The following is a 21,025-nucleotide window of genomic DNA, read 5'->3' as shown; positions in this document are numbered from 1 at the left end:
GGTTCTGGATTCAAAAAAAATTGATTTATTCGATATTTATTTTTTCAGAAAAACAACTATTCCATATCAAAACGAAATAACGGGAACATTCATACAAAAAAAGCCCGCAGAGCGGGCTTTTCGAGAAAAGTACTTCATTTTTAAATATTGACTGGTTCTGCTGTGTACAGTACCTCGGTGGGTTGTCCGGTAGGTGAGCCGCCCAAAGGCTCCAGGCTGACCGCCAAAGCGGCCACATCAACTTCGTCCAGCAGCGCATTTCGTGGCAACTCGGATTCACCCTGCTTGGGCAAAAGCCCCAGCGATACCGGTGCCCGACCATCAGCCGCCACCAACCACAGCTCGTAATCCCGATCCGCCCTGGGGGATAGACTCTCAGTGGCACGTACGCGCAGACGCTGGTCTTCGACCTCAATCAGCCATAGCGGTTGAGCCTCTTCACTTTGAATCACCGCCAGTCGGTCAGGAACGCCAACCGTGGGCGCCAGAGGCTGCCACACCACGAGCACCGCCAGTATGACCGCCGCAGCCGTCGACAGGCCCGCGAGCCACTGCCAGGGGCGGGCGCTGCGCTTCGGCGGAAAGCTGACCACTTTGTTCGAGTCCGGGAGTGGCTGATCGATGCCGACCCGGGCTTTGATGCGTTCCCAGACTTGAGGGTCGAGTGACTGAGACGGCAGACTACCACCGAGCTCGTTCAGACCACGCTCCCAGCGCCACACGGTTTGCCGGATAAGGTCGTGCTCCATCATCAGAGTTTGAAAACGCACGCGCGCCGCACCCTGTAGTGTGCCCAATACATATTCAGCCGCCAGAGCGTTCCGGCGTTCTTCAGTCAGGTAGTTCATGCTTCAAGGCACCTCTTCAAACGTTCCAGACCACGGCGAATCCAGCTTTTGACCGATCCCAGTGGGGACGCCAACCGCTCGCACACTTCAAAGTGAGTCAGCCCCAGAAAATACGCCATATGGATGGCCTGTCGCTGAGCCCCCTCGAGCCCATCCATGCAATGGTCGATATGCACCCGCTCGCGCTGTTGGTACAAATTCAGCTCGGGGGTTCGGCCGTCCTCCTGCTCGGGGGCCTGATCTTCACTGGTCTCGCGCCGGCTTTTGGCGGCCCGCAGCATATCCAGCGCCCGATAACGGGCAATACTGATCATCCAGGTCAGTACAGTGCCCTTCTCGGCCTGATATTCGCCGGCGTTGTGCCATATGCGTACAAACGCCTCCTGGACAACGTCCTCCGCCCAATCCCGGCGCTGCAACATCTGCAAGCTGACGGCATAGAGCCGGCCTGCCGTCGCCTCATAAAGCTGGGCAAAGGCTTTCTGGTCGCCCTGGGCCGTGCGGCTCAGTAAATTCAAGTACTGATTGGAAGAGTCATCCATAATTCCTGACCTGATTCGTTATTGGGATATTAAAGGAGGGGTATTTAGCCCGCCGAATTTCTATACTATAGCAAACGGATGCCCCGGGGATTTGGATGCAGTTGTCCTACATTTTTTTTGAGTCAGAGGTGCCAATGAAAAGAAAACTGACCTGGCGCTAGACGGCTTCCAGGTGTTCGACAATCAGTTGCACGGTTTGCCGACCCCGAAATTCATTGACGTCGAGCCGGTAAGCAAGGTGCACTCTCTCGGCATTGGGGTTGGGCCAGAGCTCCGGATCAATATTGAAGCCGATGGCGTCCACCAACTGCTGACCCGCCGTGTCCAGCGCCAGGGTCATTTTGAGGTGTTTTTCTCCCACCAACCGTTGTTGCACCAGACGAAATTCGCCATCGAACAGCGGCTCCGGGAAGTGCTGGCCCCAGGGGCCGGCATTACGCAGCAGAGTCGCCAACTCCAGGCTCATCTCGGCGGGCGCGAGGTTGCCGTCACTGACCAGCACCGGCTGCAGGTCTTCGGGTTGCAGCTGCCGTTTCACTTCCTCATCAAACGCCCGCTGAAAATCCTCAAAATTTTCACGGGCCAGCGTCATCCCCGCCGCCATGGCATGGCCGCCGAACTTGTTCAACAGATGCGGGTGACGGGCCGCCACCGCATCCAGTGCATCGCGGATGTGCAAACCGGCAATCGAGCGGGCCGAGCCTTTGATCTCCCCTTCCCCGGCATCGGCAAACACGATCACCGGGCGGTGCAGGCGATCCTTGATGCGCGACGCCAGAATACCGATCACACCCTGGTGCCAATTACCGTCATACAGGCAGAGCCCCCAGGGCAGCGCCTGATTTTCTTCATCCAGTTGCAACCGATTGAGCATGGCCACCGCTTCCTTCTGCATGCCACTCTCAATCGCCTTGCGGTCGCGGTTGAGCTCGTCCAGCGTTAACGCCATTTCCCGGGCCAACTCATCGCTGTCGCACATCAGGCACTGAATGCCCACGGAAATATCGTCCAGGCGCCCTGCCGCGTTCAGGCGCGGGCCAATGGCAAATCCCAGATCACTGGCCACCAGCCGATGCATCTGTCGCCCGGCCACATCCAGCAGCGCGATAATCCCCGGGCGAGCCACACCGGCGCGAATGCGCTGTAAGCCCTGAGACACAAGAATGCGATTGTTGTGATCCAGTGGCACCACGTCCGCTACCGTACCGAGAGCCACCAGATCGAGAAAATTCGCCATATTGGGCTCGGGCTGTCCCTGGGTAAACCAGCCTCGCTGACGCAACTCCGCCCGCAGGGCGTTCATCACGTAAAAAATAACACCAACACCTGCCAGGTTTTTACTGGGAAACGGGCAGCCCGGCTGGTTGGGGTTCACAATGGCTTCGGCGGAGGGCAGCTCATCACCGGGCAAGTGATGATCCGTCACCACCACCGCAATCCCATGCTCCTGCGCCGCACGCACCCCCTCGACACTGGAAATACCGTTATCCACCGTCACAATCACATCCGGCGCCATCGCCGCCGCCACTTCCACGATCTCCGGCGTCAGCCCATAGCCATACTCAAAGCGGTTGGGCACCAGAAAATCCACACTCGCCAAGCCCATGGCCTGCAGTGCCATCACCGCCAGCGCCGAACTGGTTGCGCCGTCAGCGTCGAAGTCACCCACCACCAACACATTGGCCTGTGCCTCGACCGCATCGGCCAATAGAGCCACCGCTTCGGGCAGGCCTTTGAAGGTGGGTTTGTGCAGGTGTTGCAGCTTGTGGGAGAGTTCTTCCGAGCGAGAGACGCCTCTCAGCCGATAAAGGCGATCCAGCAACGGAGGAAGGTCACCAGCCAGAGGGGTTTCCAGAGAGTGTTCAGGAGGTGTGCGTCGGAGGATGGTTTTTTGCATGAGGTCCGTCGGTGAAATTAGAGGGATTCGGCTTTGGTTACGGCGGATGCGCCTTCGGCTTATCCGCCCTACGCGATCCTTGGCACAGAGGGACGGGAAGGGGAAGCCCTTTCAAGACCGTAAGCGGAGGGACTCCGCGCGTCGAGCCCCCAGGGATGGGTTTACGGCGTGTCTTGAAAGGGCTTCCCCTTTCCGGCCCGGGCGTGAAGAGCTCACTTCACCCAATCCGGGCCGCTTGAGCGCCCTACGCTTTCAAATTTTTGGCGATGTAGGACTGTACGGTGCCGATGTCGTTGGCCAATACTTCGTAGCGCTCCTCGCGCTGGAAGAGGTCCGCCATGTGGTGTGGCAGCGCCGGATCGGTATCCTGACCGGCCTTGCGCACCGCCTCCGGGAATTTCGCCGGATGAGCCGTGGCCAGGCAGACCATCGGAATATCCTGACGCCGACGCGTTTCGCGGGCAGCTTTTAAACCAATCGCCGTATGCGGATCCATCAGGTATTCGGTGCGTTCAAACACATCGCGAATCACCTCCAGCATCACATCATCATCCACCTTGTAACTGCTGAACAGCTCCCGCGCCTTCGACAGCGCCGACTCATCCAGGTGCATGGCGCCGGACTTGAAGTCCTCCATCAGGCCGCGGATTTTGTCACCGTCGCGATCGTACAGATCGAACAACATGCGCTCGAAGTTACTGGATACCATGATATCCATGCTCGGCGACAAGGTATGCTGGAGCGGCTGCTTGCTGTGATCATTGCCACTCAGGCAGCGATGCAGAATATCGTTGCTGTTGGTGGCGATCACCAGCTGATCGATCGGCAACCCCATGCGCTTGGCGAGATAACCGGCAAAAATATCGCCGAAGTTACCCGTCGGCACCGAGAACGACACCGGACGTGCCGGCGCGCCCAGTGCCAGGCCCGCGTAAAAGTAGTAAACGATCTGGGCCATGATACGCGCCCAGTTGATCGAATTGACCGCCACCAACTGGCGATCTTCGGGCAGAAATGACTGATCGCCGAAACTGGCTTTCACCATATTCTGGCAATCGTCAAAGTTGCCTTCCAAGGCAATGTTGTGCACGTTGTCTTCCAGCACAGTGGTCATCTGCCGGCGCTGTACATCCGACACCCGCTTGTAGGGGTGCAGAATGTAAATATCGATGTTGTCGCACCGACGGCAGCCTTCAATGGCCGCCGACCCGGTATCCCCGGAGGTTGCCCCCATGACCACCACTTTCTGCTGACGCTTTTTCAGCAGGTGACCGAGCAGGTGGCCGAGGAACTGAAGGGCGAAATCCTTGAACGCCAGGGTCGGACCCTGGAACAGTTCCAGAATCCATTCGTTGTGCGCCGTCTGCACCAGAGGCGCAATGGCGTCGTGGCGGAAGCTGCTGTAGGCCTCACTGATGATCTGCTTGAGTTCCGCATCGGATACGGCACCGGAAACGAACGGGGCCATAATTTTGAACGCGAGCTCTTCGTAGGAGAGGCCCGCCCAGGAGGCGATTTCTTCCTGGCTGAATTCCGGCAGCGTTTCCGGTACATACAGGCCGCCATCTGGCGCCAACCCGGTCAGGACAACGTCTTCAAAATCGAGGGCCGGGGCCTGGCCCCGAGTGCTGATGTATTTCACTTCAATGGCTCCACACGGATGCGGGTAATCGGGCCGGTGATGGAGCTCAGGGATTCGATCTTGATGATCGCCTCGACCAGTTGCTTTTCCACGGCCCGGTTGGTCAACAGAATCAACGGAACGATTTCTTCTTCGTCCGCGGCCTCTTTCTGGATCAGGGCTTCGATACTGATGCCGGAGTCACTCAGAATTTGTGCAACCTGCGACAGCACCCCGGGTTTGTCCAGAGCCGACATACGCAGATAGTAAGCAGTCTCGACCTCTTCAATGGGCACGATTTCCAGTTCGCTGCGCAGCTGTTCCTGCTGGAAGCCGAGGTAGGGAACCCGGTGCTCGGGGTCAGCGGTCAGGGTGCGCGCGACATCGACGATATCCGCCAGTACGGCCGAGGCAGTGGGTTCGGCCCCAGCACCGGCACCATAATACAGGGTCGGGCCGACGGCATCGCCCTTGACCAACACGGCGTTCATCACGCCATCCACATTGGCGATCAGGCGCTTCTGGGGAATCAGGGTCGGATGCACGCGCAGCTCAATGCCCTTGGGCCCTTTCTGGGCAATCCCCAGATGCTTGATCCGGTAACCCAACTCCTGGGCGTACTGAACGTCCTGCGGGGCGATACGACTGATGCCTTCGGTGAATACTTTGTCGAACTGCAGGGGGATACCGAAAGCGATGGAGGCCAGGATTACCAGCTTGTGGGCCGCGTCGATGCCCTCGACGTCAAACGTCGGGTCGGCTTCGGCGTAACCCAGCTCCTGGGCCTCTTCCAGCACTTCGGAGAAACCGCGACCCTTGTCGCGCATTTCAGTGAGGATGAAGTTACCGGTACCGTTGATGATCCCCGCCAGCCACTCGATCTTGTTGGCGGACAGACCCTCACGGATTGCCTTGATGATGGGGATACCACCGGCCACGGCGGCTTCAAAGGCGACGGTCACGCCCTTTTCATTGGCGGCGGCAAAAATCTCGTTGCCGTGCTCGGCAATCAGGGCCTTGTTGGCGGTAACCACGTGCTTGCCGTGTTCAATCGCTTTGAGAATCAGCTCGCGGGCCACATCAATTCCGCCGATCAGTTCGACCAGAATGTCGATGTCCGGGTTGGTGGCAACCTCGAAGATATCGCGGGTGACGTTCAGCCCGGAGATGTCGCAGTCCACATCGTCGCGACGACAGGCGACCTGGCCAATCACAATGTCACAACCGGCCCGGGCGTTGATTACCCGGCTGTTGCGATGAAGAACGTTGACCGTGCCGCTGCCGACTGTGCCGAGGCCACAGATACCTATTTTGACCGGTTTCAAACTTCTCTCCCCCAAAAAATGAGCCCTGCTGGTAAAAGGTAACGCCCGCCAACGCTGGGTGCGGGCGGGCGAGACCGGCTATTCTACTGGAATGCGCGCCCCGGAGCGAGGCGCGGGCGAGCAACCTTACTGGGCCGCTCGCGAGGTGTCAATTGGCGACAGGGGTGGGGCCCTCAGAGCCCCAGAATCTGGGCGAGCTGCGCCGGCGGCACATAGCCGGGCTGCACCGTCCCGTTGGGCAGCACCAGAGCCGGCGTGCCGTTCACGCCGAACTCACCACCGAGGCGATAATGTTTAGCCACCGGGTTGTTATCACAGGATTTGTTGTCCACCGACTGGAGGTTTTTCAGACGATCCAGTACGGCCTGCTGGTCGTCCGCACACCAGGCGGTTTCCAGCTTTTGGGCGGAGGGACTGCCCACACCGGCCCGGGGATAGGCCAGGTAACGAATTTCGATGCCCAGATCATTGTAGCCGGGCTTGGTTTCACCACCGTCCTGATAGGCACTCATCTGGCTGTGCAGGCGCCGGCAGTAACCGCAGTCCACATCCGTGAACACATACACCACCGCTTTGCTCTCACCCTCCGGAGCGAAGGCAATGGTGTCTTCTTCATCCAGTTGAGCGGCAAGCTGCTTGCGCTTTTCCACGACCGCCGGGTCTTCGTAGCGCCCAAAACCACTGGGCTCAATGGTGAACATGTCACCGGCAATCATCAGTTGCGCGTCCGGAGAGACATAGAGCACCGGTCCGCCGACCACCCGAGCCTGGTACAGCCCCTCAATGGGCGCCGGGCGCACATCGGTAAACTCAAAATCGGGACGTGCTTCGGAGAGGGCCTTCAGAATACGATCCTCGGTGGACATTTCCTGAGCCTGGGCCATCACGCTCCCCATCAGGACCATCAGACCAACCGCCACTTGCTTCAACATAAACGTTTTCCTGTCACAATTTCAAAGTATTCAACGACACTGACGCGTCATCCCCGGGGGTGATGCTGGCGATGCTGCTCCTGCATCCGCGCCCGGGCGACATGGGTGTATATCTGGGTAGTCGACAGATCACTGTGGCCCAGCAATAACTGTACGACCCGCAAATCCGCCCCGTGGTTCAACAGGTGGGTCGCAAAGGCGTGTCGCAGCGTATGGGGCGACAGGGGTTTGTCGATACCCGCCACCAGCGCCCAATGTTTAATTCTGTGCCAAAACGTCTGACGGGTCATCTCTCGGGCGCGAGTGCTGGGAAAGAGTACTTCACTGGGCGCATTATGCAAGAGCACAGGTCTCGCTTCCTGCAGATAACGGGAGATCCAGTCGATCGCTTCCTCACCGAGCGGCACCAATCGCTCCTTACTGCCCTTCCCCATGACCCGGACCACCCCCTGGCGAAGATTGACCTGCGCCAGCGTGAGCCCCACCAGCTCGCTGACCCGAAGACCACAGGCGTACAGAACCTCCAGCATGGTACGGTCGCGAAAGCCCACTGGATCTTCCAGATCCGGTGCCAGCAGCAGCCGCTCAACATCGGCCTCGGTGAGGGACTTGGGTAAGGATTTGGGCAGTTTCGGGTTGTCTACGAGGGCCAGGGGATTTTCCGTCAGCCGTCCCTCGCGGATCTGGTGGCGGTAAAAGCCGCGAACACAGGAGAGAAAGCGTGCCGTGGAACGACTGGAATAGCCCTTCTGGTGGCGGTAGGCGAGGTAGTCGTAGGCGGCGACCGCATCCAACGCCATCAGCCCCCTGCCCTGCTCGACCAACCAGCGTGCAAACGCCTCCAGATCGCGCCGATAGGAGTTGAGGGTATTTTCACTGAGGCCTTTTTCCATCCAGATGGCGTCGAGATATTGCTCCAGGGCCTGGCTCTCTTGGGCGGGTAAGGTCACAGTGCTGATCGGTCATAGGTTGGCATTGAGGCGAGAATAGCATAAAAAAACCGGAGCCAAGGCCCCGGTTTTTTCGAACGGATCAGCGTATCGCTTAGGACAGCTTTTCCTTGATGCGTGCCGCCTTACCGGTCAGATCGCGCAGGTAGTACAGCTTCGCCTGGCGAACATCACCCTTACGCTTCACCTGGATGCTGTCAACCTGACGGCTGTGCACCTGGAAAGTACGCTCAACGCCCACACCGTGGGATACCTTGCGCACGGTAAATGCAGAGTTCAGGCCGCGGTTACGCTTACCGATAACCACACCTTCAAACGCCTGCAGACGCTCACGGTTACCTTCGGTTACCTTTACCTGTACCACAACGGTATCGCCCGGGGCGAATTCCGGTACATCCTGCTTCATCTGTTCGGCGTCGAGCGCCTGAATGATCTTGTTAGTCATGCCTAGTCTCCTGAGAGTCTGTAGCTTCACAGCTAGAGTTAAGTGCTTCAAGGTCCCGACGAAAGTCCGTCAACAGCGCATGCTGTTCCTCGGTTAGGTTAATTGCTTCAAGCAAGTCTGGCCGTTTCTGCCAGGTCCGCCCCAGCGCCTGTTTCAGGCGCCAGCGCCGAATTCTTTCGTGGTCACCGGACAGTAGCACTTCCGGGACCTCATGCCCTTCAAAATTTTCCGGGCGGGTGTAGTGTGGGCAATCCAGCAGACCTTCCGTGAAGGAATCCTGCTCGGCCGACTGAGCATGGCCCAAAGCGCCTGGAATCAGTCGGGTTACCGCGTCAATCACCACCATGGCGGGCAACTCACCGCCACTCAGAACGTAATCCCCGATGGACCACTCCTGATCGACCACCGTCTTCAGCAGGCGCTCATCAATCCCTTCATAGCGCCCCGCCACCAGCACCATCGGGCCATAACTGGCCAGGGTTTCCACGCCAGACTGATCCAGCGGGCGCCCCTGGGGCGACAGGTAAATCACCGGCGCGTTCTCTCCGGCCCAGGCCTTGGCGGCCGCAATGGCATCGCGCAGAGGCTCCACCATCATCACCATGCCGGGACCGCCGCCGTAGGGTCGATCGTCTACCGTACGGTGCTTGTCCCGGGTAAACTCCCGAGGATTCCAGCACTGCACGTCGATCAGCCCCTGCTTGACGGCCCGGCCGGTCACACCGTAACCAGTCACCGCCTGCATCATGTCCGGAAACAGACTGACTACCGCCAGCCGTACCGGCTGTGTGTGGGGCGCTTCGCTCAAAACTCCGGGTCCCAGTCCACCTCGATACACTCTGCCGCCAGGTCAACCCGGCGCACATACTGTTCGGGCACATAGGGAATCAACCGCTCGCTCTGGTCGATACTCTGGGCATCGCCCTGCACCACCAACACATCGTTGGCGCCGGTTTCCAGCATACGTGTCACGGTACCCAGATCGTACTCCTGACCGTCCCAGTGGCTGACGACCCGAAGGCCCTGCAACTGGTGCCAGTAATAGTCATCCCCTTCCAGCTCCGGGAGCAGCTGTTTTTCCACGGCAATGGTCACCCCGGTGTAGAGGGCGGCCTCATCACGGTCATCGACACCCTTGATGTGCGCGACAAACCCTTTGCCGTGAGGTCGACTATCGTCGATTTCTACCGGTTTTACTCCCCGGGCGGTTTTCAACCACCAGGGGCCGTAGCCAAACAGGTTCTCCTGCGGCTCGGTGTAGGAGTGAATTTTCACCCACCCCTGAATACCAAATACGGCGGTAATACGCCCGACGTCAATCAGGTTTGACCCCTTGTTGCGGGTTCGGGCGTCAGCCATAGTCAAGCGCGCCTCGCTTAGGCGGCTTGCTTCTTCTGCTCTTTCAGCAGGCTGGCTACGCGCTCGCTCAGCTGTGCGCCCTGGCCTACCCAGTACTCGACACGCTCATTGTCGATACGCAGGCGCTCTTCCTGACCGCGGGCGATCGGGTTGAAGAAACCAACGCGCTCGATGTAACGGCCGTTACGGGCGCTGCGGCTGTCGGTTACGGACAGGTGGTAAAAAGGACGCTTTTTGGAGCCGCCACGTGACAGACGAATAGTTACCATTGAGGATTTTCCTATATTTTCCAATTGGGGCCGGCACTTACCGACACCCGGTGAAAAGACCCAATCACACACAGGGTGCGAAAGGCGCGGTATTTTAAGGGAAAGAATCGGCTTTGTATAGGCCGATATGGACAAAGATCGGCCAATTTGCGTGCCGGCCAGCCGCTTGTGGCCGACCGGCAGACGCCCGGGCGCTCAGTCGGTCATATCGGTGTAGCGATTGGGGAGGTCCAGGTCGATACTCTGCGCCATGCCCGGCAGGCGCAACTCCCGGTTGCCCAGCTCGATTTCACTCTCATCGATCATGTTCTGGCCAAAGTGGTACAGGGTATCGAACTGCCCCTTGAGCGCCTGGCTATCATAGGCTCCGGCCCGCTCCCGGACCGACTCCCGACGCGCCGCGTAAGCTTCAAACGCCGAGTCACCGTAGCGGCGGCGCAGCATCGGCTCCACCACCCGGGGGGCCAGCACGCTGGCAGTGGCATTGTTGCCACCAAACCCTTTGGAATTCAGGAACGCCACATCCAGCGGATTTTCCCGGCGATCCAGGTCTTCCAGCGGAATGGTCAGGCGTTCGGAAAACACGTCATCCGCCACCTTGTCGATGGTCTTGATGCCCGGCACAAAGCCATAACGGAACACACCGAGGCTGTTGATCAACTGCTCGCCGCTGGCGGCGGACAGGGTGTGGCCCACATAGGCCTTGACCGCGGTGACCGGCCAGTCGGTAATACCGAACACCTCGGCCACCCGATGAAAGATCTCGGATTCGGTCACCCGATTCTGGGGGGTGCTGGAGCCGTGGGCCTGAATCATGGAGCGCTTCTGGATCGACTCATCACCCAGAATGGCGCGCGCGGAGGCGACCGCCTTGGCCATGGTGATGTAGTTACCCGGCCCCGGTGCTGAAATCGACTTCTTGAAGCCGTCCGCATTGATGAAAACGTCATTGACCGCACCGTGAATATCGGCTCCAAGCTCAATCGCCAGCGCATCATCCATCAGCACAACATACTGGCTGGATTCGGCAATGGTGAAACCGCAGTTCTCTCCAAACGGTCGACTGGTCCGACGAGGGTCGGTCTCGTCGGCACCGTCGATTTTCTTCAGTTTGTCTTCGGCGGCCAAAGCGCCCATGGTGGCATAACCATCGATGATTTCCGGGGTGATCGGAGCCTCGGCGTTGCCCACCACTGCGACCCGGCAGCGTCCGGCGGTAATGTCTTCCACCGCCGCGCGCAGGTTATACAAAAATGAGGCACAAGCGCCGGCAATGGCCCCGGTCTGACCGACGCTGCCGATAATGTAGGCGTTGACGAAATCCGCCGGCATGCTGTTCAGACCCAGTGGGCACTGCTTGGTACTGACCCGACCGCCCTTCAGGCGCGCCTGCAGCAAACCGCCAAAGCCCGCCTCGTCCATCTGACTCATGACATTGCTGGCATATACACTCACCTGGTCCGGACGCACCGCATTGGCAATGTCAGCCCAGGGCACACCCACCGACTGGATCGCATCAGAGGCACCAATGACGGTCAACTGCAAGGCTCGGGGATGAAAGCGGGAGTTATACAGAGTGCCGGGATCGAACCCCTTGGGCAGTTGCCCGGCGGACTTGACCGGCAGAGCCCGGAAGCTGTCCCATTTTACATCCAGTGTTCCAGTCAGCGTGACTTTGACGCGCCGATCGTCCAGCGTTTGAACCTGCCAGTCGGAAGGCAGCGGTTCGGGCAGGTCGCGCTCGGACAATTCAAAACTCATGGGCGCCTCGCTACCACTGAGGCTGGCACTTTTCTGCCAGTGCGCGGCATCCACATCAAAAAGCGCCGGGTCGATGCGGCGAATCAGCGTGCCCTCCAGAATCGCCGGGCCGAACTGGCGCTCAATCTCGGCCAGCTCATAGGGGCGGTCATCCGCGTCCCGATAAGCATTGTCTTCGAAAGTCACCAGCCCCATCAGCACCGCCAGGCCGGCCAGGGTCTCCTGCCGCTCTTGTGTGGGCAAACTTTCGATGATCATTCGCCGATAGGCATGATGACCCGAGCTTCGACCGGCGGCATTAAAACCACCAAATCCCACAATAACCGGCAGTGATGACATAGTTGACTCCCATTGAATTCAACAACCTCGACGGGCCCACAGACGGCGGGCACAGGAGGTCTGGACAGCTGGAAAGTGTATTGCCCTGACTGGCAATTGTCATGGTTGTTTTCGCCAAAACTTGTGGTATTTTGGCCAAATCACACCAGAGAGCCCGTTTTATGCCCCAGAATGCCGGAGAAGCCATCCAGATTGCGTTTCTGCTCAGCGACAACATGCTGGCAACCAGCGCCACTCTGCCCATGGAAATGCTGCTCACGGCGGAGAGCGCCAACCAGCGCGACCGCGGCAGCCAGCGAACCAGACTGATATTGAGCACGGTCTCGGCCCAGGGTGAGCCGGCCGCGACCCGATCCGGCCTGCGCTGGACGCCAGACCACGCCCTGGAGAATGCCCCCTCCCCCGACCTGGTTTATGTACCCGGCTTCTGGCGCAACCCGCGCCCCATCATCCGGCGCCAACCGCAGGTGCTGGACTGGCTTCGGGAGCAATATCAGAACGGCGCCCTGATCAGCGCGGTGGGTACCGGCTGCTGTTTTCTGGCCGAGGCGGGACTGCTCAACGGCAAGCCCGCCACGACTCACTGGCACTACTTCGACCAGTTCCAACGCGACTACCCCGAGGTCGATCTCAAGCGACAGTACTTCATTACCCAGGCGGGCAATCTCTACTGTGCCGCCAGTGTGAACTCGCTGGCGGATCTGACGGTGCACTTTATTCAGCGCCTGTATAACAAGCGCATTGCCAGCCACGTCGAACGTCACTTCTCCCACGAAATCCGCCGTTCCTACGAGAGCAGCGGTTACTTTGAGGAAGCGCACAGTCGCCATCCGGATGAAGACATCATTCAGGTCCAGCTCTGGCTGCAGGACAATTACCCACGGGAGGTGGTGCTCTCTCAGGTGGCAGAGCGCTTTGGGCTCAGCACGCGAACCCTGAACCGTCGATTCAAGGCCGCCACCGGGCAGACGCCCCTGGATTATCTGCAGGAAATTCGGATCAACAATGCCCGGGACTTACTGAAAACCAGCAACCTGACCATCGCTGAAATTGCCGATAAGGTGGGCTATCAGGATACGGGTTATTTCACCACCCTGTTCAAAAAACAGTTGGCGATCACCCCGCGTGAATACCGGGCGACCGTTCGGGCGAAACTGTTCAGCGCGGAGTGAACCGATCCGAGAAATCGTCAAGTTCAAACCCATAAAGAAACCGGCGAAGTGACTCGCCGGTTTTTCTCGAGGACAGAGTGCCGTTTAAGCGGCTTTGGAGTCGCCACTGTTTTTCGATTCCGCTTCGTGACCAACAGACTTGACGTCTCGACCATCTTTCAATGACGGGCTTTGCCCATCATCAATCTCAATGGTACGCGGCTTCATCGCCTCGGGAATCTCCCGCTTCAGATCGATGTGCAGCAGACCATTTTCGAAGGTCGCGGCTTTGACTTCCACGTGATCGGCCAGTTGGAACCGGCGCTCAAAATTACGCGCGGCGATGCCCTGATGCAGGTACTGCCGCTCTTCCTGTTCGGGCTCTTTATTGGCCGAAATCGTCAGATTGTTCTGATTGACCTCAATGTTCAATTCCGAGCGGTCAAACCCGGCGACGGCCATGGTAATTCGGTACTGATCCTCACCGGTCAACTCGATGTTGTACGGGGGATAGCTGGGTTGGTTCTGCTCGCTGCGGCTCAATGTATCCAGCAGGCTGGCCATGCGATCAAAGCCGATGGCAGAACGGTACAGGGGAGAAAAATCAAAGCTACGCATAACAATATCCTCTTCAGAGCAATATTCAATGGGACTCATCACAATGATCGAGTCAGGTTCAGTGAATGCTACCGGCCGGGAGCAACAGCGTGTTGCTCATCCGGACACACGACCGATCAGGTAGTGCCGGTAACCAGGCCCCTCAATTCGAGCGGGCTTACTGAAAAAATAAGGCCGACCAGACCGTTTTCAAGGCTCCGAAGAAAATTATTTATTCCGGTCGCTATTCGCTCCCGGATTTGCGAAGAATCTGCTCCAGCGCCGGCAACAGTTCGGGATACTGAAACTGAAAACCGGACTCCAGCGCCGCCTCCGGCAATACCCGCTGACTGACCAGCAACAACTCATCCGCCATATCGGCCATCATGGCCCGCAACATGAACGCCGGCGCGGGGAAGACGGCCGGGCGATGAAGCGTCTTCGCCAGGGAGCGGGTGAAGTAGCGATTGGTGACCGGATTCGGCGCCGTCCCGTTCACCGGTCCGGACAGGTTGTCCTGTTCCAGGCAGTGCAGAATCAGACGCACCAGATCCGTCCGGTGAACCCAGGACATCCACTGGCGCCCCAACCCCAGACGCCCGCCCAACCCCAGCTTGAAGGGCAACAACATGGACTGCAGCGCACCCCCACCGGGCCCCAGCACAATGCCGGTCCGCAACCGACAGACCCGGGTACCGGAGTCGGCAAAGCGCTCCGCCACCGCCTCCCAGTCCCGGCATAACTGGGCCGCAAATCCCGTACCGCTACCATCCACTTCCGTCAGCGGTCGGTCACCCCCATCGCCATAGAAGCCGATGGCGCTGCCGCTGACCATCCGTTCCGGAAAGTGGCCCCGCTGTTGAAAGTGGGCCAGCAGCGCCTCGGTGGTCCCGATACGGCTGCGCCGAAATTCCTCTTTGCGCCGGTCATTCCAGCGGCCACTGGCCAGGGGCTCGCCGGCCAGATTGACCACCGCGTCGACCGGTCGATCCGGCAACTGGCTCAGCTCCGATACCAGGCTGACGCCCGTCCCCAGAACCCTTGCGGCCCGCAGGGTGTCCCGGGTGAGCACCACCGGGTGATAGCCCCGCTGCTGCAATGCATGACACAGCGGTACACCGATAAAGCCGGTGCCGCCGGTCAACAGGATGGTGCGCGAGGTGTCGGTGCTGGTCATAGTCCGCTCTCCGGGTCTTAACAGGTATGGCGGATCGGCATTCAGCCCCACGTTCGGAGGCCGCTCAGCCTGATCCTCTGATTACAGTCTACTACTTACCTCAGGTTCGTTCGGATCAACCCACGCCTTGGGCTACACTTATGGAGACAACAGCTTAGAACCGGTTAAGGGAGATTGCCATGTCCCGCTATAACACCCTCCTGGTGGCACTGGATCTGACCCAGGACTCTGCCCAGGTCCTGAGCGGCGCGAGCAAGCTCGTGACGACGGGCTCGCACCTCCATCTGGTCCACGTGGCCGAGCACCCGGTCACGGCGTTGGGTAGCGGCACCGGGCGCAACCATCGCCACGGTGAACTGCAGGTTCGTCAGGAGCTGTTTCCTCGCCTCCAGGCATATGCTGAAGGCATGGCTCTGCCTCCCGACCACCTTCACATCCTGTTTGGCGACGCACCACAAGAGATCACTTACCTGGCCGGCAAGCTCGGCGCCGATGTTATCGTGACCGGCAGTCACGGGGAAAAAGGACTGAAGCGACTGCTGGGCACCACCGCGACCGATATTCTGCACCAGGCCGCCTGTGACGTTCTGATCGTGCGCATCCACGAACCCGCCCAGGGCACCTGATCTGCCCCGCTCACACCCCCGAGGCCCGAACGCCGGGCACAAAAAAACCCGCAGCCAGTGCGGGTTTTTTGAACCACCGAAACAATCAGGCGGCTTCTTTGGACTGCTCTGAGTACTTGTTGACCAGTGCATTCAGGTTCTGCATGGACTGCAAGTGACTGAAGATCAGCTCCAGACCGTCTTTCTTGAACAGGTCCAGCACGTCTTCGTCGCTGATTTTCTTGAGCTTTTCGCGGTTGACCACGTAGAAACCGGTCAGGTTGAAACCGCCGCCTTCCTGGCCGTCTTTCAGCTTGATATTGGCTTCCATCGGCTCCAGCAGCTCGAGCTCGGACAGACGCTTGCAGAACACATTGGTCAGCTCGGCGCGATACTGGTAGTCCTTCAGGAACTCCATGACGCCCTTGAGCTCTTCGGTCTGCTCGCCCGTTTCGGTGAACAGACGCTTGCCCTCGCTGCCATCTTTGCTCCAGCCTTCGAACTGGTCGTCGATGCACAGGGTGAAGTTGTCCGTCTTGCCGTCATTGGCGAAGGCGAAGGGGTAGCGGCGGAGGAAGCCCGGGATATAGCGCATAGTCAGGCGCTTTTTCTCGTCCAGAAACAGGTTCTGGCCTTTCTTCAGGCCCATCACCGCCAGGGGAACAAAACCGCCATCGTCTTGGGTCTTGGCAAAAATCACCGGCAGCTCACGGGCCACAGAGGTGATTTCGGTCGCCAGCAGCGGCACGGAATTCAGCTCCTCGGCAAAGGCGTGGTTGTCAATCTGGATCGACCAGTCGCGGTGCGCTTCGCTGGAGACGGGGGAAATGTTGTTGTAGATCAGCAATTGTTTCGACACGATATTACCTCAGTTGTTATTCTCAAGCGCCGCACCGGGCGCCGTGATGCAAGAAAGGACAAATACTAGCATTATCCGAAGCTCTGTCACCACCCGAAATCCCCCTCGGTGACCACTTGGCGCGCCATTTGCCCACCCTGGACTTTCCGGCTAGACTCCCAAAACAAACGCGACCCCCGTGCCATACTCCCCATGAGCGCTGTGGTCCATAATAAGCCATCACGGCTCGGAAAAAGGACCCGGCTAAAGGACCCTTCGTCATGCCCCCTCGCATTCCCCTGTATCGTATTGCCAGTCTTGTTCTGGCGTTGACCGTCCTGACGCCCGGGGCTATCGCCGCGAAAAACCGATCCTCCGAGGCTCAACCCGTCACCAGCGGCCAGCCGTTCGAGACCTATGAATCGCCGTTTGGCTACCAACTGGACCTGACCGGGAGCGACTGGACCTACTGGCCACAGGTCAGTGAGCATGTCAGCCACCCGGACATTGGCGGGGAGCGCTGGCAGGGAGCTTTCGTCTCGGTCCCCGCCTGCTTCACCGACTGGCGGCCCGGTAAAGAGGCGGTGCGCTATGCTCTGTTACGGGCCATCGGGCACGAATACCCCACACCGGGTGCCCGCAACCCCCAACCCCGACGCATTGGCCAACAGGAGGCAGCGTCCTGGGAGCGGCTTCTGCCCAGGGAGGATGAACTGCCGCTGCGCTTTCGCTATCACCTGGTCAACCGGGGTGATTGCACCCACCTATTTGCCGTCTGGACCACCCTGGACGACGCGGCCCTGGATACTCTGTCCGAAGAGGTCGTCGACGCTGTGAGTTGGTCAAAGCCCAACGCTGCGGCCGACCCCGTAGCGCAAGCCTGGTTCTACAACGCCGCCGGTCTGTATTTCCACAATGCAGAGAACCATCTGGACGCGGTAAAAGGGTTTGCCCTTGCCGCCCGACTCGATCCACAGGACAAGGTCTATATCAATAACACCGCCTCCACCTACAACTTGCTGAACCGCTACCGGGACGGGCTGGCGTTCATGCAGCACCCGGACATTCAGGCCCAGAGCGACGCCATGATCCAGGGTTGGCTGGGCTGGTTTGAGTACCACCTGCAGAACTATCCGGCCGCCATTGATCACTATCAGCGCGGTTTTGCACTGGGCTCCCTGTCGGAAGACGACCTCTACGCGTATGTGCAGAGCCTGCTGCAGCAGGACCGGGCCGACCAGGCCCAGGCCGTGTTGGACCAGCACAGCCCCCGCCAGCCCGGTGCAGCCGCCGTCCAGGCGCAAGCGGAAGTCGCCCGGGCCCGATCCGCCTTCCAGCAGGCCCTGACGGTCCTGGATGAGGCAGATCGCCGGGGGGTTCACTCCGCCAACCTGCACCTGACCCGGATGGATGTGCTCGGAGACATGCGGGATTACGAAGCGGTCATCGCCTACAGCGACCGGCTGATTGAGCGAGGGCTGGGTTCCAATACCGTGTACAACTACCGGGGCGATGCCCAGTACCATCTTGAGCGCTACCGGGAGGCCAAGGCGTCATTCGAGCAGGCACTGATCCTGCAGCCCGGCGACCGGGCCACCGCTGAATATCTGCGCTTCACCAACGCCCAGTTGGGCAAGGGCGATTCCACCTCCATCAACACCCCCATCGAGCCGGTGGCCTGGCCCGCCCTGACGCCTCCGGACGAGGTGAGTGATATAGACGGCTATGACTCTCATTACCCCCTGACGGTCACGGCCTATCACTACGACCCGGCCAGACCGCTCAAAACCACCGAGGTGCGTCATATCCAGGTGCACGATACCGCCGGCGTCAATCGTCACAGCACGCTGATGGCCCGCTACAACCCACTTTCTGAACGCCTGTATATAAACCGCCTCGAGGTGTTTGACGAAGACGGCGAGCGGGTGTCTTCACTGGACCGGAGCAGCCTGTACATTGGCGATGCCGAGGACTACGACCAGGCCACCTTCGGCAAGGTTGTTCGCGCCCCGGTGGCCGGATTGGCGCCGGGTTACCGGATCGAGTTTGAATACACTCTGGAACAGCGCTCCCCGGCCGAGCGATTCCCGTTCGAGCGCCTATATTTGTCCGGCCAGCGTCCGATCGGGCTATCGGCGCTCTATATCGAGGGCGAGCTGGACGACCTGCTGTACAACCAGACCAACGCGCCCAAGCCCAAGAAGCGCCGGAACTCTCTGCTCTGGACCGTGGAAAACCCGACCCCGGCGCTGTGGGAGCCGATGCAGGTGGACGATGAAGACTATATGGCCGGTGTGGTTGTGGTCAGTAAAAACCAGTGGCGGGAAGCCGGATCAGACTACCGGACACGGGTGAACGAGGTCATTCTCGCGGATACCCCGGAGCTGGGTGCACTGGTGGCCACACTCACCGAGGGCCTGGCCCCGGACGATACCGGGGCACGCATAGCCGCCCTTGCCGGCTATGTGCAACGCACCCTGACCTACAAAGCGCTCGAGTTCGGGGTGCGCGGCTACACCCCCAACCCACCGCAGCAGATTCTTCAGGACCGCTTTGGCGACTGCAAGGACCACTCGGTACTGCTCTGGCGCCTGCTGCGCGAAGCCGGGATTCCCGCCGAGCTGGCCCTGGCCAATCTGTCCGGCCCGGTGGACCCCGATATGCCCAGCATCGATCAGTTTGATCATATGGTCGTGTATCTGCCGGAGTGGAACGGCGGCACCTTTATCGATGCCACCAACAAAAACATCGATCTGCTCGGGGTAGCACCGGACGGGCTGGGAAGCACCTGGACGCTGACTCTGGGAGAGCGCCCTGCGCTGGTTCAGGTACCCGCACTCAGCCCCAGCCGAGTCGACATCCGCCGATCACTGAGCGCCCTGCCCAATGGCGAAACCTTGGTGCGGGAAAGCTTGACCATGAGCGACTACTTTGCCTCCAGCCTGCGCGGCTATTTCAAAGATATCGAGCCCCGCGAGCGACTCAATTGGGTGCAGCGGTTCCTCGGGGAGAATGGCCGGCCGGTGATTGTGGAATCACTGTCCGTGGACAACCTGGACGACACCGAGAAGGAGCTGATTCTGACGCTCAACTACCGGGTCGGCCGGAGCGCGCGCCAGCGCGATCAGGCGGCGGTCATCGATCCGGCCTACTGGGAGCGCTACTACCTCAGTAGTCATTACGTGCACGATCGTCAGACGGACTTTGAGATCGCCTACCCCCTTCGGCTGACCTCCCGCATCACCTACCCGGTGGAGGACGAACGGACACCGGAGCCAGTGGCCGACCAGCACGACCAGTCCCGCTTTGGTCACTTTCGGTCACGGTCCCTCGCCGGCGCTGATGCGCTGACCCATCAGTTTGACTATCGACTCGAAGCCGGCCGCTTCTCCGCCAACGACTACCACGACTTCCAGGCGTTTACCCTGAACGCCATCGACGCCCTCTCCCGCCCGGTGACCCGCAATCCACACTCGGATCAGGCGACCCGCTGACTCAGGGGTCGCCTGACAGGCGCTGGCGGGCCCGGTCAATGTGCCGGCAGAAGAGTTCGGCGCCATCCAGGATGCGCAGCGTGTGCCGCTGAATCAGATCCGGCGGCACAAAAAACAGGTTATCCCGCTGTACCGCCGTCAACTCGGACCACGACTTCCACTCATTCAACCAATCCGGGCGCTCCTCTCCCATACCGCTGGCCACAATGACCTGGGGATCGCGCTCCAACACCGACTCCATATTGATGGTCGGTGCCAGAGGCTTGGCATCGGCGTAGACATTGCGTCCGCCGCACAGGCGGATCACATCGCTCACCAGGTGTTCGCCATTGAGGGTCTGCAGGGGTTGATGCCAGACCTGATACAGCACGCTGACCGGTGTTCGCTCGCTGTATTGAGCCCGCAGCTCGGCCAATCGATTCAGGTGTCTCTGGGCGGCCTGTTCAGCGCTATCCCCGGTTCCCGTGAGTGCGCCGATGGAGCGGACCGAGCGAGCCACATCCTCAAGGGTACGTGGCTCATCCACATACACGTTGATTCCAAGCCGCTCCAACTGCTGACGCAAGGTCCGACTGTTACCGGTGGCCCACATCAACACCAGATCGGGCTCCAGTGCCACAACGGCCTCCACACTGACCGACTGGGCGCTCCCCAGAGGCGGCAACTTTTGGGCTTCCGGTGGATAGTCACTGTAATCCACCGCCGCCAATAATCGGTCACCTGCGCCGGCGCTGTAGACGTTCTCCACGATATGCGGTGCCAGCGCAATCAACCGCTTGGCCGGCTGCTCCAAAGTGATCTCCCGGCCCAGATCATCCGTTACCTGGATCTGGGCCAGTGCATGGAGCCCGAGGGATAAACCAAGCAGCAAAATA

General features: G+C 59.7%; 19 protein-coding genes. 3 read left to right on the top strand and 16 right to left on the bottom strand.

Annotated features, from left to right (window positions below; all coding sequences use genetic code 11):
- Positions 1-140: 140 nt before the first annotated feature.
- From N645_RS0102395 to N645_RS0102340, 12 genes are all read right to left on the bottom strand, one after another.
- Positions 141-848, bottom strand: a complete 708-nt coding sequence (locus tag N645_RS0102395; RefSeq protein WP_024459917.1) for an anti-sigma factor domain-containing protein — start codon at positions 846-848, stop codon at positions 141-143.
- On the bottom strand, positions 845-1,390 hold the full coding sequence (locus N645_RS0102390; protein ID WP_024459916.1) for a sigma-70 family RNA polymerase sigma factor: 546 nt from the start codon (positions 1,388-1,390) through the stop codon (positions 845-847). Before N645_RS0102390 ends, N645_RS0102395 begins: the two co-directional genes overlap by 4 nt.
- Before the next feature lie 157 nt (positions 1,391-1,547).
- The gene (recJ, locus tag N645_RS0102385) at positions 1,548-3,287 is read right to left on the bottom strand and encodes a single-stranded-DNA-specific exonuclease RecJ (protein WP_051174228.1); all 1,740 of its coding nucleotides are present in this window, start codon (positions 3,285-3,287) and stop codon (positions 1,548-1,550) included.
- A gap of 244 nt (positions 3,288-3,531) precedes the next feature.
- Entirely contained in the window at positions 3,532-4,929 is a 1,398-nt protein-coding gene (thrC, locus tag N645_RS0102380; RefSeq protein WP_024459914.1) for a threonine synthase, read from the bottom strand.
- Positions 4,926-6,233, bottom strand: coding sequence for a homoserine dehydrogenase (locus N645_RS0102375; protein ID WP_024459913.1), 1,308 nt, complete (start codon positions 6,231-6,233; stop codon positions 4,926-4,928). Before N645_RS0102375 ends, thrC begins: the two co-directional genes overlap by 4 nt.
- 173 nt (positions 6,234-6,406) lie before the next feature.
- On the bottom strand, positions 6,407-7,165 hold the full coding sequence (locus tag N645_RS0102370) for a DsbC family protein (RefSeq protein ID WP_024459912.1): 759 nt from the start codon (positions 7,163-7,165) through the stop codon (positions 6,407-6,409).
- A gap of 47 nt (positions 7,166-7,212) precedes the next feature.
- Positions 7,213-8,058: a site-specific tyrosine recombinase XerD gene (gene xerD, locus N645_RS0102365; RefSeq protein ID WP_051174302.1), complete on the bottom strand. Its 846-nt coding sequence runs from the start codon at positions 8,056-8,058 to the stop codon at positions 7,213-7,215.
- Between the two features lie 151 nt (positions 8,059-8,209).
- Positions 8,210-8,560, bottom strand: a complete 351-nt coding sequence (rplS, locus tag N645_RS0102360; protein WP_024459910.1) for a 50S ribosomal protein L19 — start codon at positions 8,558-8,560, stop codon at positions 8,210-8,212.
- A complete protein-coding gene (trmD, locus tag N645_RS0102355) occupies positions 8,553-9,368 on the bottom strand; it encodes a tRNA (guanosine(37)-N1)-methyltransferase TrmD (protein ID WP_024459909.1) in 816 nt (271 codons plus the stop codon). The genes rplS and trmD overlap by 8 nt, the downstream gene beginning before the upstream one ends.
- Positions 9,365-9,919: a ribosome maturation factor RimM gene (rimM, locus tag N645_RS0102350; protein ID WP_024459908.1), complete on the bottom strand. Its 555-nt coding sequence runs from the start codon at positions 9,917-9,919 to the stop codon at positions 9,365-9,367. Before rimM ends, trmD begins: the two co-directional genes overlap by 4 nt.
- 17 nt (positions 9,920-9,936) lie before the next feature.
- Positions 9,937-10,188 carry a 30S ribosomal protein S16 gene (rpsP, locus tag N645_RS0102345; RefSeq protein WP_024459907.1) on the bottom strand — a complete coding sequence of 84 codons (252 nt, stop codon included), beginning with the start codon at positions 10,186-10,188 and terminating at the stop codon, positions 9,937-9,939.
- Positions 10,189-10,383: 195 nt separating this feature from the next.
- Complete coding sequence (locus N645_RS0102340; RefSeq protein WP_024459906.1) at positions 10,384-12,288, bottom strand: beta-ketoacyl synthase; 1,905 nt, start codon at positions 12,286-12,288, stop codon at positions 10,384-10,386.
- A 161-nt stretch (positions 12,289-12,449) separates the two neighbouring features.
- Between N645_RS0102340 and N645_RS0102335 the strand changes: the two genes are divergently transcribed.
- Positions 12,450-13,460: a GlxA family transcriptional regulator gene (locus N645_RS0102335; RefSeq protein ID WP_036159802.1), complete on the top strand. Its 1,011-nt coding sequence runs from the start codon at positions 12,450-12,452 to the stop codon at positions 13,458-13,460.
- Between the two features lie 84 nt (positions 13,461-13,544).
- Here the strand turns inward: N645_RS0102335 and N645_RS0102330 are convergent, their stop codons facing one another.
- Together N645_RS0102330 and N645_RS0102325 are read right to left on the bottom strand one after the other, a co-directional pair.
- Positions 13,545-14,057 carry an Hsp20 family protein gene (locus N645_RS0102330; protein WP_024459904.1) on the bottom strand — a complete coding sequence of 171 codons (513 nt, stop codon included), beginning with the start codon at positions 14,055-14,057 and terminating at the stop codon, positions 13,545-13,547.
- Between the two features lie 223 nt (positions 14,058-14,280).
- Positions 14,281-15,213, bottom strand: coding sequence for a TIGR01777 family oxidoreductase (locus N645_RS0102325; protein ID WP_036159800.1), 933 nt, complete (start codon positions 15,211-15,213; stop codon positions 14,281-14,283).
- 179 nt (positions 15,214-15,392) lie between these two features.
- Between N645_RS0102325 and N645_RS0102320 the strand changes: the two genes are divergently transcribed.
- On the top strand, positions 15,393-15,839 hold the full coding sequence (locus N645_RS0102320) for a universal stress protein (protein WP_024459902.1): 447 nt from the start codon (positions 15,393-15,395) through the stop codon (positions 15,837-15,839).
- Positions 15,840-15,924: 85 nt separating this feature from the next.
- Here N645_RS0102320 and N645_RS0102315 read toward each other — a convergent pair whose 3' ends face one another.
- Positions 15,925-16,677 carry a SapC family protein gene (locus N645_RS0102315; RefSeq protein WP_024459901.1) on the bottom strand — a complete coding sequence of 251 codons (753 nt, stop codon included), beginning with the start codon at positions 16,675-16,677 and terminating at the stop codon, positions 15,925-15,927.
- 260 nt (positions 16,678-16,937) lie between these two features.
- Here N645_RS0102315 and N645_RS0102310 point away from each other — a divergent pair, with 260 nt between their 5' ends.
- Positions 16,938-20,150 (top strand): DUF3857 domain-containing protein, encoded by a 3,213-nt coding sequence (locus N645_RS0102310; protein ID WP_024459900.1) that lies wholly within the window; start codon positions 16,938-16,940, stop codon positions 20,148-20,150.
- A 1-nt stretch (position 20,151) separates the two neighbouring features.
- On the opposite strand, the gene N645_RS0102305 is transcribed toward N645_RS0102310, so the two are convergent.
- On the bottom strand, positions 20,152-21,021 hold the full coding sequence (locus N645_RS0102305) for a cobalamin-binding protein (RefSeq protein ID WP_238559183.1): 870 nt from the start codon (positions 21,019-21,021) through the stop codon (positions 20,152-20,154).
- Between the last annotated feature and the right edge of the window lie 4 nt (positions 21,022-21,025).

It is taken from the genome of Marinimicrobium sp. LS-A18 (assembly GCF_000463525.1).
Classification (GTDB): Bacteria; Pseudomonadota; Gammaproteobacteria; order Pseudomonadales; family Cellvibrionaceae; genus Marinimicrobium; species Marinimicrobium koreense.
Note: the sequence above shows the minus strand (reverse complement) of the source record. Positions and strands in the feature narration are given on the sequence as shown.

What these genes read in the sequence shown, in the direction of transcription:
- N645_RS0102395 (WP_024459917.1), bottom strand. Translation starts at nt 848, where the DNA reads ATGAACTACCTGACTGAAGAACGCCGGAACGCTCTGGCGGCTGAATAT.
- N645_RS0102390 (WP_024459916.1), bottom strand. Translation starts at nt 1,390, where the DNA reads ATGGATGACTCTTCCAATCAGTACTTGAATTTACTGAGCCGCACGGCC.
- recJ (WP_051174228.1), bottom strand. Translation starts at nt 3,287, where the DNA reads ATGCAAAAAACCATCCTCCGACGCACACCTCCTGAACACTCTCTGGAA.
- N645_RS0102370 (WP_024459912.1), bottom strand. Translation starts at nt 7,165, where the DNA reads ATGTTGAAGCAAGTGGCGGTTGGTCTGATGGTCCTGATGGGGAGCGTG.
- xerD (WP_051174302.1), bottom strand. Translation starts at nt 8,058, where the DNA reads ATGGAAAAAGGCCTCAGTGAAAATACCCTCAACTCCTATCGGCGCGAT.
- rplS (WP_024459910.1), bottom strand. Translation starts at nt 8,560, where the DNA reads ATGACTAACAAGATCATTCAGGCGCTCGACGCCGAACAGATGAAGCAG.
- rimM (WP_024459908.1), bottom strand. Translation starts at nt 9,919, where the DNA reads ATGGCTGACGCCCGAACCCGCAACAAGGGGTCAAACCTGATTGACGTC.
- rpsP (WP_024459907.1), bottom strand. Translation starts at nt 10,188, where the DNA reads ATGGTAACTATTCGTCTGTCACGTGGCGGCTCCAAAAAGCGTCCTTTT.
- N645_RS0102340 (WP_024459906.1), bottom strand. Translation starts at nt 12,288, where the DNA reads ATGTCATCACTGCCGGTTATTGTGGGATTTGGTGGTTTTAATGCCGCC.
- N645_RS0102335 (WP_036159802.1), top strand. Translation starts at nt 12,450, where the DNA reads ATGCCCCAGAATGCCGGAGAAGCCATCCAGATTGCGTTTCTGCTCAGC.
- N645_RS0102330 (WP_024459904.1), bottom strand. Translation starts at nt 14,057, where the DNA reads ATGCGTAGCTTTGATTTTTCTCCCCTGTACCGTTCTGCCATCGGCTTT.
- N645_RS0102325 (WP_036159800.1), bottom strand. Translation starts at nt 15,213, where the DNA reads ATGACCAGCACCGACACCTCGCGCACCATCCTGTTGACCGGCGGCACC.
- N645_RS0102320 (WP_024459902.1), top strand. Translation starts at nt 15,393, where the DNA reads ATGTCCCGCTATAACACCCTCCTGGTGGCACTGGATCTGACCCAGGAC.
- N645_RS0102310 (WP_024459900.1), top strand. Translation starts at nt 16,938, where the DNA reads ATGCCCCCTCGCATTCCCCTGTATCGTATTGCCAGTCTTGTTCTGGCG.